Below are 15,029 nucleotides of genomic sequence, written 5' to 3'. Positions count from 1 at the left end.
TCAAATTATATCGGCGATTTTTCAGATATATCGACTTATCGACAAATCACGACACAAAAAAGGAAACACCATTACGCACCGGTGTTTCCTTTTTCTTTATACCAATTATATATACGAAGCGCGTCTTCTTTTCGCATATGCTTCACTTCATATCTATGCCCCGCTACTGATACGGCAGCTGTACATAACTCGTCTTTCTTTTGAAAATATGATTGATTGTATCCTACTGCTTGAACATGCCTTCTTCGCATGATTCCTGTATATTTTGCAAGGCCTCGGTATACCATGACTAACTGATTGTCTCGTATCATATATCCACCACTTGTATACCGGGCGTATGAGAGTAACGTAAATATGATAAATAGTGGGATTAAAGTGAATAACGCCATATTTTGCTTAAAATATATACTCGCACCGATGATCGGCACTGCGAGTATGGTACTTGTAATCCAACCCATTATTATGTAACGGCGTAATGCAGCTTTCGGTAAATGAACGATTTCTTCTTCCGTTTCATACGGTAACTGCAAATACGTAAGTAACTGCTGGACATCTTTTTTCTTCATAAAAGGATGTAACATCACTTCATGCCCTGCTGCTTCTATACTTTGAATAACTTCCACTTCGACAGAGCAATAACCGAACGGCTGGCGAAGAATTCCTTCTTTCACCGTAATTGCTTGAATGCGGTGTAGTTTTAAAACAAACTCTTTCTTATCAAATAACCCTTGCACGATGCGAATTTCATTTCTATTTCGCTCAATTTTAAAGTTCGCATATTTTAACGCATAACCAGCTGTCGAAACGACCCACGAAACCGCCATTAAAATCGCAGCCATAACAATTAATTCATATACACCGTTATCCATCACATACGCTTCTACTTTATTGATGAGCCATTCTGGTAGAAATTGATTAAACTCTGAGTAAATAAGAAGTAATCCAGAAAACACTAATCCGAATCTACCAGACGTAATGGAAGCTGCTAAAATCTCTTTCACCGTTAACTGATAAACTGTCTTATTTTCTGCTGTTGCGGACTCTTCTTCAGTCACAACGCTTCTTTCTTTATGTAATAAAGCAATCAGTTCCTTCGCTTCCTCTTCTCTAATACCAGCTAACATCACTTCTGGTTCAGTACCGCCGCCCGCTACTTCAATATTTAATTTCGTCAGTCCGAGCAGCTGATAAATGATGTTAGAAGACGTACTAATATTTTGCACACGTTCTTTATTTAAGTAACTTTCCTTCTTTACAAAAACGCCGTGTTTAATATGTACAATATTATTTTCAACCCAGTACACTTTGAAATACCATTTTATCGCTGAGAAAATTGCCATAATAAATATAATAAACAAGATGAAAAGATAAAAGACATACCAAGGTTTCACCTGTTCTTCAGGTTTAAACATAACAAGGATAATAAGTGGAAATAAACTCGAAATCCGAATACCTAATAAAATCGTGATCGGATGTTGCCTCTTATACATCCTCCTCACTCACTTTCGCAAGTTCTCCAATTTGTCTTTTCAGTTGCTCTGCTTCTTCCTTCGTTAAGCCTGGAATACTATGAGAAGTTGCCGCTGTTGAAATATGTAATTCTGCTAAATTATACTTTCTCATAATCGGGCCCTGTTCAATCGTTACGTGCTGCACGCGCATCATCGGAATAAGTACGCGTTTCACAACGAACATTCCCTTTTGTATCTCAATCTCTTCTTCATTTAATCTGTAACTATAATAACGTTGACGTAAATTTGGAAACACGAAATAATCAAGCGGGATAAATGTAATAGCGCCTGTTACTAACAAGCCAAACAACCAGCCCCACCAATTAAAATTGATCATAAAAAAGAAATATGCAATTACGACTGCTAGTATAACTGCCGCCCCAATTAAAGCGTGAATTCGCCACACTTTCAGCATATTAGAATGAATCTCCCTTTCTAACGGCTGCATCTCATCACTCCAATTATATGAATTTATTAATTATATATTAGTTGGTATATACATTTTTGTAAAATTATAGTTCCTCTACATCGTATCAATCATTTCTTTAAAATTCCCTTCATTAATCGAGTACACTTGAAACTGAATATAATCTATGTCGTTCGTATTCGGACGGGCGTATGGCAAAATAGTAAATTTAGAAGCTGATCTTCCTAACATATCTACAATCATTAAAGACACATCAATATATTCGAAATCCACACGGAATACTACCGCTTCCCCTGTAAATTCATAATCTTTAATCGCATCATAAGATTTATTCGCACTAATTAACATTATTTTTAATAGTTGATTCAAATTTTCTGGTTTAAAATTCATCATATACGCAGCTCCTTTTTCAATAAAACACTATGAAAATAGTGTAATCTTATACTTTCATAGCTTTACACATCAATTATATAAAAAATAAAGCTAGTTTTTTATAAATTTTTTGATATAATTACTTACGGGAAACGGGAAGATATTTATCTTCCCTTGTGTTTTTATTTGCATCTAGTACTTTTGCTAGATGCCTTTTTTTATGTAAAAAAAGGTACCCTCATATACTTTGAGGATACCTTTTTCATCAATTTAGTGCATTTCAATAATTGTACCGTCTTCGAATACTTTGAATACGCCAGTAAATCCTGCTCCAGCTGCGCCTTCTATTTTATATGTTGTACGCACTCTAATTTGATAATATTTCTTTCCATTCTCTACTTGCGTATTCTCTAGCGTGTAATCATAGTCTTCTTTATATTCATTTTTGATATATTCTTTCGCTTTCTCAAAAGTAAATGCATGTTGATTCTTTTCAGCTTCTACCTTTTGATTTTTTTCTGCCTCAGTTTTTTGATTCTTTTCTGCTTCTACCTTTTGATTCGTTACTACATTTGTTTTTTGTGCTTTCGTTGCCGCTTCACTCTTTGCAGTTTTTTCCTCTTCATTCATTTTAGTAACTAATCCTACTGCTTTTTTATTATATTCTTCAAGGTTCTTGTTATCTTTTGTTTCTGCAACTAGCTTATTTACTATCTCTTTCGCTTCTGTATAATTTTTCTTACTGATTAACTCTTCACTTTTCGTCAGTTGCTCGCTATACTTCTTTTTTTGCTCTAATACAGCTAGTAATGCTGTTCGTTCTTCCTTTGCCTGCTTTATAAGTGTATTATTCCCATCCTTCATGTTCTCTACTTTTTCAAATGACTTGATGGATTCTTCTACCTTTGTTTCTTCTTTTAACTTCACTGCTTCAATCATTATTTTCGTTTGTTCTACAAGCACTATTACATCTGAATCGTCTTTTTTCTCATCTAGCGCTCGCTCAAATGATGATAAGGCATTTTTATATTCTTTATTCGTTAACGCTGTCTTCCCTGCATCCATTTCCTTTTCAAAATCTCCATTACTACATCCAGCTAACATTAAAAATGTAATTCCAATTACCGTTAATAACTTCCTCATTCTTTCTCCCCCTATGTGTTCCTAAAACAATAACTTCATATGTATAAAGGTCTGTGTAGTAATTAGACTGAAAATAAAGATGTACTTTGTGTGTGGGAAAGGAAGTACATTTCATTTACTATCATTACTTAAAACTCCTAAATAGTTGGTAGTTGGTTTTCTTCTTCTTTTAAAGACAGAAAGGAATTTTAATCATGTGCGTAAAGTTCTCACCAGGCTCTTTACTACACACACTCTTATACACATAGAAAAACTATTTTTAGTTTGTTATTTTTTTAACTTTACATATTCTCGGTTTGTAACATACCGAAAAACAAAAAGAAAACAAACCGTAACATAAGTTACCGTTTGTAACTATCTTGTAACATAAATGTAACATAAGGGTTTTAAACATACAATAGTTTTTTTACATTATTTTCCCCCGCTCATTATCATTAAGCCAAAAAGTAAACAGTACTCTGAAACAAAAATTCCTTACACTAATAAAAAAAGCCTACTAATGAAAGTAGACTTAAAATAATGCCGAATACATTTTACAACTAAAAACTTTTTAAGAGTATCAAATTAATAATTTGTCAGTTCATTCTCAGGAGTTTGAATAATAACAGGATTTTTCCCGGGATCAATCCATCTTAAAATATCAATCACATTTTGTTTATCTACACCTGTACATCCTTCTGTCCATGAAGTAGAGACATGGAAGAAGATTGCGCTTCCTTTGTATGGTGTACGTGATTCCGTATTATAATTAATTACGAATCCATAATCATACGCTGGGATATACATATTTTCAGCTGACTTCCATCGACCTCTTACAGGCTTTTCCTGCAGGGTATTATAGTATGGGGATGTAGAATCATCTACCCAGACATGATTTGGTGTTAAATGAATAAAGGGAAGTTTCGTACCAGGATTCCCTTGTCTACCGAAAGCTGAGCCAATTGTGTATTTTCCCCTTGGCGAACTCATACCACTTTCACTCATCTCAACTGCAAAACCTTTTTTCCCAATATATCCACTTATATTCTTTTGCTCTCTCCATTTCCCATTTGAATTTTCAAATGTACGAATCTGAGCTTGATTCGTATTATAGCCTTTTGTTGTGACTAAAATAACCTGTTGATTATTTTGAATCGTTTTTAGGTTGTCGATTACTGTTCTAGATTCATTCGTATTCATCCATTGTAGACCAGAACCAGTTTTTATACGTAACCACGTACCTCTTTCTTCCACTACTGTCACCGTTTGCGCTGTATATTTTAACAGTACATTCGCTGAGTCTGCTGGATAATCATATGTGAAAAAGTCTCTATTAATATGAATTCTTTTCTCGTTTAATAAGATCCATTTGAACCCTTGATATGTATGAATTTTAATCCAATCATCTCCTCTTTCTTCATACACTGTTACATTTTGTGGTGTACATTCAAAAGCGATTCCTGAAGATAATGAGGCATCGTGATAAGCAAAGAAATCTTTGGACATCTGAATTTGTTTACGCTTGAACTCTTTATCTTTTGAAGTATCAGTTCGAGCGACTAAACTTACCGTTTCAGCACGAGTAATCGTTTGATCAGGCTTCCAATTATCATGACCGTATCCATTTGAAATACCTAATTCAACCAAGATGTTTACATAGTTCTCGCTCCAATGCCCTTTTAAGTCGTTAAATACTGTCGGAGGATTCCCTATCACTTTCTCTTGTAATTTATATGCATTTACTAGCATAGAAGCCATTGCGCCTCTCGTTAGCTTTCCATTAGGATTAAATTTCCCGTTCCCATCCCCTTTAATAACACCCGCTTTTTCTATAACCGCAATATACGGCGCTGCCCAGTTCCTTTTTGAGTCCTCAAAAGAAGGCGTTGCCGATTGATCGACAGGAAGATTCAATATTTTCGCCATCATTTTGGCAGCTGAGCCTCTATCTATCTCTAAATTTGGTGAAAACGTGCCATCAGGCATACCTGACAATACATTTTTACTTGTAAGATAATCTACTGATGGCTTTACCCAACCCGGAACATCCGGGAAACTACTTGGAGCTGCTTGCACTTCATTCTTCGTTACGTTTTCCATTTCAGCTAAAGAGCTTGAAGAAATAGAAAGAGATCCTACCGCAATCATACCTATCGCTGCTATTTTTATAAGCCTCATATTTATATATGTCCCCTCTTCTTAATTAAACTAACTCGTAGTACTATTGTGATTCGTTTCACAAAAACTATCATAATGACAGATCACACAAATGTTAATTATAACCTTTTATCCTAAATATCCCAATAACAATATAAAAAGAAATACTATACTACCAGTTTACTGTTTATATTAGAAGCGAAAAAATAAAGCTAGCTTTTTCTATACTTGATATAATCATATATAGAAAACGGAAGATTTTTATTTGTATCTAGTTCTATTGCTACATGCCATTTTACATAGTATCGGGGGATAATAATGAAGAAATTTACTATTAGCTATATAGCATGTTTACTAGTTTTCTCTATTGGTATGAATGTTTTACCATATGCAAGCATTCCAAATTATGCGGATTCATGGGGACCGATTTGGGTATCTATTATTGCGGTTTCAATTCTTGGAAGCATTCCTGTTCTTATCGGTTGTTTAATAGGTGAATTTTGTTATAGAAAAATAAAAGGAAGTCACGAATTAAAAATCGGTATTCCATTATTTATATTGTTAGGTATTTCTTACAATCATTTACTCTTTATGTGGTTTAACAAAAGAGATTTTCTATCCTTTTATTTAGAAGCTTTTCTGGATACTGGCCTTCCGATTACTGTATCATCTTTAATCTTTTATCTTATAAGACGGCGTTAATTCTTGATTCACTACATAAAAAAATGTTATTACTCCTGTTACATCGAGTAATAACATTTTTATTTTAATCTATTTAACAAATTTGCTTCCAACTAGCATCCTTCACATCTTCACTAGTCGGCTTTCTAACTGATTTCACAAAACATTCCTCGCAAGCACCAAATGCAATGAAGTTTTGCTGCGCTTGTCTTAACGAGACTTCATTTGCCCCGCCTTCAAAGTCAGGATCATTAAACTGAACCTCATCATCTTCCCAATAACATATATTACAAATTCCATATGTACCTGGTGGTTTTTCTTCTAGTGTTTTATATCCGCAGCACGGACATGTGTATTTCATTATTTCACTCCATTGTTAACTTGTTTTTTCTCCCATATATTCCGCCCCATAAAGAATGTAACAGCACAAATCATAGTTATTACCATGAAAGTAGTATTAGAATCTTCATATGTAGTTGGAATTCCAACCGTTACGGAAACAATACTACAAGCTAAAAGTAAATATAATAATAAAGATATAATATAGCTTAGTTTAAATCGTACAATGATACCTCTAAACAATAACTCACCCAGTAGACAGCCACCTAAAATAATAGGTACTCCGAAATACAATGTAAGGACTCCCATTTGCGCAGTAGATTGAATTATCTTTCCAATTATGTTCGGCGAAGTCATCTCATCATTTCTTCCCATCCTATCGAATAAATCAAGTGCCGTTACTGAAATAAAGAAACTTAATATAGAAAATGAATACGGTATTAAAAATTTGCTCACTCTCATTCACCTCGCTTTTTTTGTTTCACATATATTATTCATTACTTTCACAAAAAAAATAGCCCTCTATGCTAAAACATAGAGGGCTATTTTTTTATAAAAACCTATACCTTATCCTGAAGTGCGCCCCTAAACAGAACATCTAAACTATCTGTGCCCTATATTCTTTAGGGGCTAGGTGATTATTAGAAATTAGTGTCTTCTTTTTTATAATATTCTTTTGAAATCTCTTCATAAAATGCAGCTGATGTCGTGTAGAAATAAGGTACTAACCATAAGAAACCGATTCCTAAAGTAAGAATACTTAAAATGAACCAACCTAAGAAACTTAAGCATAGTAAAAAGTAATCCATTTTATGTCCATTCATCATACGACGACTTTCAGTAATCGCTTGATTCGCTGTATATTCTGGATGATCATTCAAAATAAAATATGTCATAGAATAAGAAAATGATTTAATAATACCTGGAATAATAAGAAGTAATGTCCATAGAATCAAGTACACATTCATTAGTAAATATGTTAAAAACGATTTCATAAACTTACTTCCATCGTTAAACCATCTAAATATGTGACCAATACGAGCATTAGTCCCACGAATTACATTTAAAACAAAATAAGAAGCACCTATTGTTAACGGACCGATAATAAACATTGCAATAATAGTTACTGTAAGCGACTCATTTGCTTCTTCCCAACCCCAAAACATCGAGAAAATACCTGTGGTTAGCATTTCCACAGCTCCAATAAGGATTCCGACTAATAACGTTGCCCCTACCGCTAATCCCCATCTTCCTTTTAATGCATCAAGTGCTTCTCTTTTTAACTGACTTATCATATATAGCCTCCTAATACTTTTTCTATATTAGTATACCATTTATATCAAAAATTCCACAGATTTCCCTGAAATAGAAGCATACTACTTTTTTGATATGTATTGATATATGTGGGCTGTTGCTGTACTAATATATGGATTAAGTCACTCATTTTCCTATAATAAAAAAAGCCCGCCTTTCCTAATAGGCAAGCTTTTTCAAGTTAATTCTCACTTAATTTCTTCTTATACCAATCCTGCATTCTCTCCGCATCTTCTACTCTCGTATGCTCTAATTTGTAATTCGATGATGCATTAGAGAATTTATACGTACATAGATTTGCACGGCGCTGGAAATATGATTGTGTCTTTTCCATTGATTGAACGTGTCTTCTTCTAACAAGTCCTGTATATTTTCCAACGCTGCGATATACAAGCGTAATTTGCTCTCCGTTTACACTGTAACCATTTGTTTTAAATGTTGCGTATCCAAGTGTAAAGATGAGAATCGCGAGCGGAATTAATGCCCACATGATGAAGTGCTTTTCAAAGTATATACTTATCCCAGTAAGCGGGATTGCTAGCATTGCGAAAAAGATGAAACTATCAATGAGATAGCGGCGTAATGCTGCTTTTGGTAATGAAATAATGTTTGTATTCAGTTCGTATGGTAATTGTAAATGTGCGAGTAACTGTTGTACGCGATCTTTTCGAATGATAGGATGCAATGTAACTTTTTCTTTCTCGTCACCCAATCCTTTACCTTGAATAACTTCTACTTGCACAGCACAATAACCGAATGGCTGACGTAACATACTTTCTTTTATCGTAATACCTTGAATACGGTGCAATTTTAGGACGAGTTCTTTTTTCTCAAGTAACCCTTGAGCAATGCGGACCTCATCATTTCTTCGATTTACTGTGAAATTACCATGTTTTAACGCGTAACCAATTGTCGATATAATCCACGAAAGGACGATCAAAATGGCTACCATGAAAATCCAACCATATATATCATGTTCCATTATATATGACTTTACGCCATTCTCTATCCATTTCGGAATGTACTCATCTACTTGGTGATACACGAAAAAGATTAATGAGAATAATAGTCCAAACTGACCAGATGTAACAGAGGCTAATAAAATCTCTTTCCAAGTTAACTTGTATTCTGTCGATTGTTTTTCCTCTGTAACGATTTCTTTTTCTACTGTGTTTTCTGCTGTTTCATCTAGCGTTTCTTCTGCTTTCACTTCTGGCGTTGGCTCATTTAGCATTGCAATAAGTTCTGTTGCTTCTTCTACTGTAATACCAGCTAAGCTAACTTCTGCATCGTCGCCCCCACCAGCTGTTTCGATTTGAATTTTCTTTAAGCCAAGCATTTGATATAACACGTTAGAACTTGTATTAATTGTTTGCACACGCTCTTTATTTAAGTAGCTCTCCTTCTTCACAAAGAGCCCTTGTTTCACATGTAATACGTTATTTTCAACCCAATATGTTGTGTAATACCATTTTTCAAATGCTGAAAAAACGGTGAGTAAACCGAATGCAGCGGGAATTAAATACCAAAACGGAAACTTCCCATTCAAACTAAACATAAAAATAATAAGTGGTATAAAATCTGTTATTTTTAATTCTAATAACATCGTGATTGGATGCTGCCTCTTATACATCCTCATCACTCACTTTCGCCAATTCTGCGATTTTCGTTTTCAACATTTCTGCTTCATACATCGTTAAGCCTGGGATGCTATGAGAAGTTGCCGCTGTTGAAATGTGTAATTCTGCTAAGCCATATTTTCTCATAATCGGCCCTTGTTCAATCGTAACGTGCTGTACACGAATCATCGGTACTAATACACGCTTTACGACGAAAAGACCGTGCTGAATTTCAAGTTCTTCTTCATTTAGTTGATAGCTATAATAACGCTGACGAAGTTTCGGGAATACGAAGTACTCCAATGGCGCTAGTGCAACCGTTAAGCCGATTAACACGTACAAAATCCACGCCCACCAATCAAACTTTATCATGAGGAATAGGTAAGCTAAAATGACGAGAATACCGATTCCTTCTTCAATTACAGCACGAACTTTCCACACCTTGACCATGTCAGGGTGAATTTCATTTTTCAATGGATCCATGTAACCACTCCAAATCTAGTAATCTAATATATGAATACTCTCAATCTATATTTTACATAACTTTACATAAAATTGAAATTTTATTATTTATCCTCTTTTTTCTCCGGAATAAAATATCCGAACCAAAGTAACCAAATGAAACCGATTAGTTTCATCCAACTTCCATCCGTTTGAAAAGCTTCAATCATGCCTGGAATTTTATACACCCCAATAAATCCAAGAAAACCGAGCCACCAGTTTTTTTGCATTTTCATCCTTATTCCCCTTTCATTACGTTTTTCACATTTCGAATCCAAATTTCTTTATACTTTAACTCGAATCCCATGAGCATGTAATTACTCATATTATCGATCACGAGCGCTAACGTATGAGCATTTTCTTCTGTTGCATGTTGTGACACAACGTCAAGTTCCACACCTTTCTTCAATAAATCGTGGAAACCATTTAAGAAATCTTCTTGTATTTCAAATAAGCGTTTCTGATACTTTTCATTTCGCGATGCAGTTACGATAAATTCATTTATGACGCGTAATATTCCTTCTTGCCCTTCATATTCAGAGAGCATATGTAAACCATCTGAAATTAACTTTTCTGCAAAGTTTTCTTTCGTATATTGCTCTTTATCGAAATAACTCACGAAATGATACCCAGAAAAAATTTCTTCAAATAAAAAATCAACTAACGCTTCTTTAGAAGAAAAATGATAATAAATAGCCGGTTTTGAAATACCTACCTCTTTCGCAATCATGGAAAGGCTCATCTTCTCAATGCCGTGCTCTGCCATGAGTTTAAATGATGCCTCGACAATATTTTGCGATGTTTGTAAATTCTTTGTCATACTGTACCTCACTTATTTTTACTTACCGGTCGGTAAATAAATTGTAAAATAAAAAATCATCGTTTGCAAGTTTGATTCAAAACTGTATATTACTTTTTCAATCTACATTACGGATCTAGGATCATATTCCTTAATAATGACTACAATAATCTTGAATCCAGTTAAACTACAAAAAGCACCTTTGTGAGTGCTTCTTGTAATTTAATATTTAGGACCCATATAATCATAGCTTTGGTCCAGCGCTTTCAATAAATCAATCGCACCCTTTAACTCCCTTTTATCAGACTCTAATTCTTCCATCCTTCTTTCGATATCTTTTTTAAAAGATTCTAAATCGCTAATGGCTTTTTTCCCTACTCCAAGTTGCGACCAGCTTGATAAGAGTAAATTATGTACATTACTTACAACTCTTTTATTATGATTTAAGTCTTGAATCATATGGTCAAATTGTTGTATTGCTTGATTCAAAGCTTCTTCATTTAAGTAAATTCTCGGCATCCTAATCTTCTCCCTTAATATTGTTGATCCGTCTTCTTATAATCATCGGCTTTCTTCTCAATAAAATCTGAAATTTCCGTTGCTGTTCGTATGTACCAAAAACTTAAATGCTCTACATGTGCACGTATATTATTTACTTTAGCTTCTACCCGTCTACTTTCAGCCGTTTCTAATAATGTCATCATATTAGAAATTAACCTCGGTACTCTATCTTGAAATTCTTGCGCGTTTCGCTTCATATCTCTTACAGCCTTTTCCAAATCCTCTACAACTACACGAATCTCTCCCCCGCCTAATAACGCGCCTGGTGAATCATAAACTCTTTCATTCGTGTCTACATTTAACAAGTATTTATTGGATAAAGACCCATTCTCTCCAAACCGGAAGTTCTGATCTGTTTGATAATGATAACCAGGGCCACTTATCGAATTCAAAAATCGAGTAACCTCCATCCCAAGCTTTTGCTGTAATGATAGCTTTGACATCTCTTCTTTTGAAATTGGTGGTGTTACCGCATAAGTAGAGCCTATATGACTTTCATATGCACCAAATGGTCCATAGCCAATTGAATCATTTCCGTGAACAACACTTACAATTCTATTATTAAACTCACCATTATTTGCTCTTTCTTGTAAATCAGGTGGTAACAAATGTTTTGCACTCGGCGCATTCCATGACATACATCTTACATTGTCATTAGATGCCGCTGCATATTCCGCTAAAGCCCCCCCTAACGAATGACCCGTCGTATATATCTCTACATCATCCCTGTCCTTGTATGTATCCGTTACTTGTTTCATGACCCTTTCAGCTTGTTCGAATTGATTATGTGTTTCCCAGCGCTGATTCTCTTCATTCCAATATTTCTTTGAACCTTCATTCTCAGTCCCTGCTACAGGAGGTGCTGCTGGTTCATGAACACCTTCTCGTAATACAAAATGATTGGTATCCGTTTTTAAATCCTTCATGCCTTCCCCTGGCTTCATCGGAATGCCTAAAGAGTTTTTCTCTATAATTTTATCCCCTTCTGTTCCTCGGAAAGATACCATAACTTGCTTTTTCCCATCGACATCTCGTTCAAAGACTACTGCGTCCATTCCGGTTTGTTTGTCGTGGAACGTCTCGCTTACTTCCCATTTTTGTAAAGGATTACCTTTGTTGTCGGTGACCTCAATACTGTTTCCTAACTTCTCATCACCACGATAAGCAAACCTTGACATTTGATAATAACTAGAATCTAAAACTTTATCATTTTCATTCAAAACATTTCCCCTCCCAGATAATTTAATATATTCTAAATATAGAATAACATTAATGGAGGGATTTTGATTGAAAAAATATGGTATAAGATTATTCATTATCCTTACACTTATACTTTTAGGGGGATGCAGTATGAATAATAAAACAAATGAAGAAAAAGAAATAGTAGCAAAGGCAGAAGAGATAACCATTAAATATTTTAAAGAAAGAGAGGAGCTAGATGTAGTAATTACAGGACATGAGTTCTCCCCCAATGATTTTCAAACTGTTTTTATAGATGGACATGTTAAAGGAGATGAAAGCAAAACGTTTGGAGTAGGTGTAGAATATGGGGGTGGAGAGTATAATATAAGTTCTAGATCATACTCTAAAAATCTAAAATTAAAAGAATAATTATTAGACACTCACTAGAGTGTCTTTTTTACGTAAAATATTTTAGCATATAAATTTTTTTATTAACAAAATGATTTGTATCTGTTTTTAAATCCCTCATACCTTCCCCTGGCTTCATCGGAATGCCTAAAGAGTTTTTCTCTATAATTTTATCCCCTTCTGTTCCTCGGAAAGATACCATAACTTGCTTTTTCCCATCGACATCTCGTTCAAAGACTACTGCATCCATTCCGGTTTGTTTGTCGTGGACAGTTTTATCAACCTCCCATGTTTGTAAAGATTCCCCTTGTTTATTAGTAACAAAAACTCTTTTATCCAATTCTTTATCACTTTTATAAGCTGCATGTGCTAATTGATAATACGTCCCATCTAAAACTTCTTTTTTTTCACTCAAAACATTTCCCCTCCTGTAATATTTGAGATATTCTAATAATTAAGATACCATTATTGGAGGATAAATTTGAATATTACAATCAAAAAAATTAGTTTTTTTCTATTCTTTATATTTATAAGTATTTTAGGGGGATGTACTATGGATAAAAAAAATGAAGAGCAACAAATAGTTGAAAAGGCACAAGAAAGAACAATCCAATACTTCAAAGAAAAACAAGACTTAGATGTAGTAATCACTGATTATAGATTTGGTCCAAGTGATTTACAAGGTATCTTTATCTCCGGCTATATAAAAAATGATGAAAGCAAAACATTTAATATTACAATAGAATACGGTGGAGATGAATATACAATAGGTTCTATCTCTACAAGTGAAAATTTACATTTAAAATAATAAAGAAAAGGCACTCTTTTAAAGTGCCTTTTCTTTATACCTCACCACACAATGTTCAGTGAATATAAAATTTATTGAAGAGGAATATAACGCAACATTCATGGAGTGATTATTCTTGAAAAAATATGCTATAAGATTATTCTTTACTTTCACACTTATCCTTTTAGGAGGATGTACGATAGATCAAAAAAATACTGAACAACAAATCGTTAATAAAGCAACAAAAGAAACCATTCAGTATTTCAAAGAAAAAGAGAATTTAGAAGTGACTATTACAAATCATAGATTTCCTTCTAATGATATCGAAACTATTTTTATAACGGGTCATATCAAAGATGATACAAATAAGAAATTTACTACTTCAATTGATTATAAAGATGATTATAATATCGGTTCTATCTCTACCACTAATTTCAGCCTAAAACGCTGAAAAGACAATCTGAATTATACATTCTTCTTTTCAAGCATTAATCATGAAAACAAAAAAGCATCCTAACTCACAATTTAGGATGCTTTCTTTTTAATTCCTATTTAACAATCGCATACGATAACAATTCATCGTTACTTCGCCGAGCCTTTGCAGTAGTTGATAGTTCGCATAGGCGCCGACCGGGGCACCGATTATTGGTACGAGCTGAAGCATTTTTGCTAAATCAATATAGTCTCGGTACTCTGTTTGGAACTTTTCCCAGTCCATATGATTTTCTTTTTCTGTATCCCACGTTTCGATTGCTTTCCATATTTCTTTTCGGTGGTCGTCACTTGAAAAGGCAAGCTGGAAAACGTGAAGGATGAAAAGACGCTCTTCTTTATCGCTCGTATCAAATCCGTACAACGTTGCTGCATCGAATAAAAATTTAATTTTAATGCCGAGTAAAAGCGGAAAGTCAGCAAGGCCAAGGAGAATACCGCCAGCTCCTGTCCCTGCTCCTTCTGCCGCTGCTATTTTTTTGTACTCATCCATTTTTTTACGTACTTCGTCGTCTCTTCTTTGCAATGACCAGTTCGTCTCTTTTAATTTCGGCTTTATAAAGTTTGATCCAGCACTAATCGTTTGCACCATCATCCGAATCGTTTCTGTTAATACTTTTTGCACTTTCGCCGGAATAAGCTGTTGTACTTTCGTCTGCACTTTCTTAGAGAACCGTGTCATCATAGAAGAATCTTTCATGAATGTAGCTTTCCACTGCTCCAATTCTTTTATAACCTTCTCTTCGTATGTAATCAT

General features: G+C 34.4%; 19 protein-coding genes and 1 pseudogene. 4 read left to right on the top strand and 16 right to left on the bottom strand.

The genetic code is table 11. The features are described from left to right. Positions 1-71: 71 nt before the first annotated feature. From MR113_RS21180 to MR113_RS21160, 5 genes are all read right to left on the bottom strand, one after another. Complete coding sequence (locus tag MR113_RS21180; protein ID WP_242256701.1) at positions 72-1,490, bottom strand: PH domain-containing protein; 1,419 nt, start codon at positions 1,488-1,490, stop codon at positions 72-74. Then, positions 1,483-1,959 (bottom strand): PH domain-containing protein, encoded by a 477-nt coding sequence (locus MR113_RS21175; protein ID WP_242256697.1) that lies wholly within the window; start codon positions 1,957-1,959, stop codon positions 1,483-1,485. The genes MR113_RS21180 and MR113_RS21175 overlap by 8 nt, the downstream gene beginning before the upstream one ends. Before the next feature lie 75 nt (positions 1,960-2,034). Then, positions 2,035-2,331, bottom strand: a complete 297-nt coding sequence (locus MR113_RS21170; RefSeq protein ID WP_242256694.1) for a protoporphyrinogen oxidase — start codon at positions 2,329-2,331, stop codon at positions 2,035-2,037. Positions 2,332-2,580: 249 nt separating this feature from the next. After that, positions 2,581-3,453, bottom strand: a complete 873-nt coding sequence (locus MR113_RS21165) for a hypothetical protein (protein ID WP_242256691.1) — start codon at positions 3,451-3,453, stop codon at positions 2,581-2,583. Positions 3,454-4,017: 564 nt separating this feature from the next. Then, positions 4,018-5,610 (bottom strand): S-layer homology domain-containing protein, encoded by a 1,593-nt coding sequence (locus MR113_RS21160; protein ID WP_242256689.1) that lies wholly within the window; start codon positions 5,608-5,610, stop codon positions 4,018-4,020. Between the two features lie 297 nt (positions 5,611-5,907). On the opposite strand from MR113_RS21160, the gene MR113_RS21155 reads away from it, so the two are divergent. Beyond that, the gene (locus MR113_RS21155; protein WP_242256687.1) at positions 5,908-6,291 is read left to right on the top strand and encodes a hypothetical protein; all 384 of its coding nucleotides are present in this window, start codon (positions 5,908-5,910) and stop codon (positions 6,289-6,291) included. 73 nt (positions 6,292-6,364) lie between these two features. Here the strand turns inward: MR113_RS21155 and MR113_RS21150 are convergent, their stop codons facing one another. From MR113_RS21150 to MR113_RS21110, 9 genes are all read right to left on the bottom strand, one after another. Further along, positions 6,365-6,631: a CPCC family cysteine-rich protein gene (locus MR113_RS21150; RefSeq protein WP_242256685.1), complete on the bottom strand. Its 267-nt coding sequence runs from the start codon at positions 6,629-6,631 to the stop codon at positions 6,365-6,367. Next, complete coding sequence (locus MR113_RS21145) at positions 6,631-7,065, bottom strand: hypothetical protein (protein WP_000033025.1); 435 nt, start codon at positions 7,063-7,065, stop codon at positions 6,631-6,633. The genes MR113_RS21150 and MR113_RS21145 overlap by 1 nt, the downstream gene beginning before the upstream one ends. Positions 7,066-7,250: 185 nt before the next feature. Next, positions 7,251-7,904 carry a DUF975 family protein gene (locus MR113_RS21140; protein WP_242256683.1) on the bottom strand — a complete coding sequence of 218 codons (654 nt, stop codon included), beginning with the start codon at positions 7,902-7,904 and terminating at the stop codon, positions 7,251-7,253. 200 nt (positions 7,905-8,104) lie between these two features. Beyond that, positions 8,105-9,556: a PH domain-containing protein gene (locus MR113_RS21135; RefSeq protein ID WP_242256681.1), complete on the bottom strand. Its 1,452-nt coding sequence runs from the start codon at positions 9,554-9,556 to the stop codon at positions 8,105-8,107. Next, entirely contained in the window at positions 9,549-10,025 is a 477-nt protein-coding gene (locus MR113_RS21130) for a PH domain-containing protein (RefSeq protein ID WP_000371354.1), read from the bottom strand. The genes MR113_RS21135 and MR113_RS21130 overlap by 8 nt, the downstream gene beginning before the upstream one ends. A gap of 83 nt (positions 10,026-10,108) precedes the next feature. Continuing rightward, positions 10,109-10,279 carry a hypothetical protein gene (locus MR113_RS21125; protein ID WP_242256678.1) on the bottom strand — a complete coding sequence of 57 codons (171 nt, stop codon included), beginning with the start codon at positions 10,277-10,279 and terminating at the stop codon, positions 10,109-10,111. Between the two features lie 2 nt (positions 10,280-10,281). Then, positions 10,282-10,863, bottom strand: coding sequence for a TetR/AcrR family transcriptional regulator (locus tag MR113_RS21120; RefSeq protein ID WP_242256677.1), 582 nt, complete (start codon positions 10,861-10,863; stop codon positions 10,282-10,284). A 201-nt stretch (positions 10,864-11,064) separates the two neighbouring features. Continuing rightward, positions 11,065-11,361 (bottom strand): hypothetical protein, encoded by a 297-nt coding sequence (locus MR113_RS21115; RefSeq protein WP_001137433.1) that lies wholly within the window; start codon positions 11,359-11,361, stop codon positions 11,065-11,067. Between the two features lie 14 nt (positions 11,362-11,375). Further along, positions 11,376-12,623, bottom strand: coding sequence for a lipase family protein (locus MR113_RS21110; RefSeq protein WP_242256675.1), 1,248 nt, complete (start codon positions 12,621-12,623; stop codon positions 11,376-11,378). Positions 12,624-12,690: 67 nt separating this feature from the next. Here MR113_RS21110 and MR113_RS21105 point away from each other — a divergent pair, with 67 nt between their 5' ends. Continuing rightward, on the top strand, positions 12,691-13,014 hold the full coding sequence (locus MR113_RS21105) for a hypothetical protein (RefSeq protein WP_176546175.1): 324 nt from the start codon (positions 12,691-12,693) through the stop codon (positions 13,012-13,014). A gap of 64 nt (positions 13,015-13,078) precedes the next feature. Here the strand turns inward: MR113_RS21105 and MR113_RS21100 are convergent. Then, positions 13,079-13,408: pseudogene (locus MR113_RS21100) on the bottom strand (lipase family protein); the annotation flags it as partial. 66 nt (positions 13,409-13,474) lie between these two features. Here MR113_RS21100 and MR113_RS21095 point away from each other — a divergent pair. Then, the gene (locus tag MR113_RS21095) at positions 13,475-13,801 is read left to right on the top strand and encodes a hypothetical protein (protein WP_242256673.1); all 327 of its coding nucleotides are present in this window, start codon (positions 13,475-13,477) and stop codon (positions 13,799-13,801) included. Positions 13,802-13,916: 115 nt separating this feature from the next. Further along, a complete protein-coding gene (locus tag MR113_RS21090; RefSeq protein ID WP_242256671.1) occupies positions 13,917-14,231 on the top strand; it encodes a DUF1433 domain-containing protein in 315 nt (104 codons plus the stop codon). 90 nt (positions 14,232-14,321) lie between these two features. Here the strand turns inward: MR113_RS21090 and ecsC are convergent, their stop codons facing one another. Beyond that, on the bottom strand, positions 14,322-15,029 hold the full coding sequence (gene ecsC, locus MR113_RS21085) for an ecs operon protein EcsC (RefSeq protein ID WP_242256669.1): 708 nt from the start codon (positions 15,027-15,029) through the stop codon (positions 14,322-14,324).

This window comes from Bacillus cereus group sp. BfR-BA-01379, assembly GCF_022663605.1.
Taxonomy (GTDB): Bacteria; Bacillota; Bacilli; order Bacillales; family Bacillaceae_G; genus Bacillus_A; species Bacillus_A mobilis.
Note: the sequence above shows the minus strand (reverse complement) of the source record. Positions and strands in the feature narration are given on the sequence as shown.

What these genes read in the sequence shown, in the direction of transcription:
- ecsC (WP_242256669.1), bottom strand. Translation starts at nt 15,029, where the DNA reads ATGATTACATACGAAGAGAAGGTTATAAAAGAATTGGAGCAGTGGAAA.
- MR113_RS21125 (WP_242256678.1), bottom strand. Translation starts at nt 10,279, where the DNA reads ATGAAAATGCAAAAAAACTGGTGGCTCGGTTTTCTTGGATTTATTGGG.
- MR113_RS21135 (WP_242256681.1), bottom strand. Translation starts at nt 9,556, where the DNA reads ATGTATAAGAGGCAGCATCCAATCACGATGTTATTAGAATTAAAAATA.
- MR113_RS21165 (WP_242256691.1), bottom strand. Translation starts at nt 3,453, where the DNA reads ATGAGGAAGTTATTAACGGTAATTGGAATTACATTTTTAATGTTAGCT.
- MR113_RS21170 (WP_242256694.1), bottom strand. Translation starts at nt 2,331, where the DNA reads ATGATGAATTTTAAACCAGAAAATTTGAATCAACTATTAAAAATAATG.
- MR113_RS21175 (WP_242256697.1), bottom strand. Translation starts at nt 1,959, where the DNA reads ATGCAGCCGTTAGAAAGGGAGATTCATTCTAATATGCTGAAAGTGTGG.
- MR113_RS21140 (WP_242256683.1), bottom strand. Translation starts at nt 7,904, where the DNA reads ATGATAAGTCAGTTAAAAAGAGAAGCACTTGATGCATTAAAAGGAAGA.
- MR113_RS21150 (WP_242256685.1), bottom strand. Translation starts at nt 6,631, where the DNA reads ATGAAATACACATGTCCGTGCTGCGGATATAAAACACTAGAAGAAAAA.
- MR113_RS21130 (WP_000371354.1), bottom strand. Translation starts at nt 10,025, where the DNA reads ATGGATCCATTGAAAAATGAAATTCACCCTGACATGGTCAAGGTGTGG.
- MR113_RS21180 (WP_242256701.1), bottom strand. Translation starts at nt 1,490, where the DNA reads ATGTATAAGAGGCAACATCCGATCACGATTTTATTAGGTATTCGGATT.
- MR113_RS21115 (WP_001137433.1), bottom strand. Translation starts at nt 11,361, where the DNA reads ATGCCGAGAATTTACTTAAATGAAGAAGCTTTGAATCAAGCAATACAA.
- MR113_RS21155 (WP_242256687.1), top strand. Translation starts at nt 5,908, where the DNA reads ATGAAGAAATTTACTATTAGCTATATAGCATGTTTACTAGTTTTCTCT.
- MR113_RS21120 (WP_242256677.1), bottom strand. Translation starts at nt 10,863, where the DNA reads ATGACAAAGAATTTACAAACATCGCAAAATATTGTCGAGGCATCATTT.
- MR113_RS21160 (WP_242256689.1), bottom strand. Translation starts at nt 5,610, where the DNA reads ATGAGGCTTATAAAAATAGCAGCGATAGGTATGATTGCGGTAGGATCT.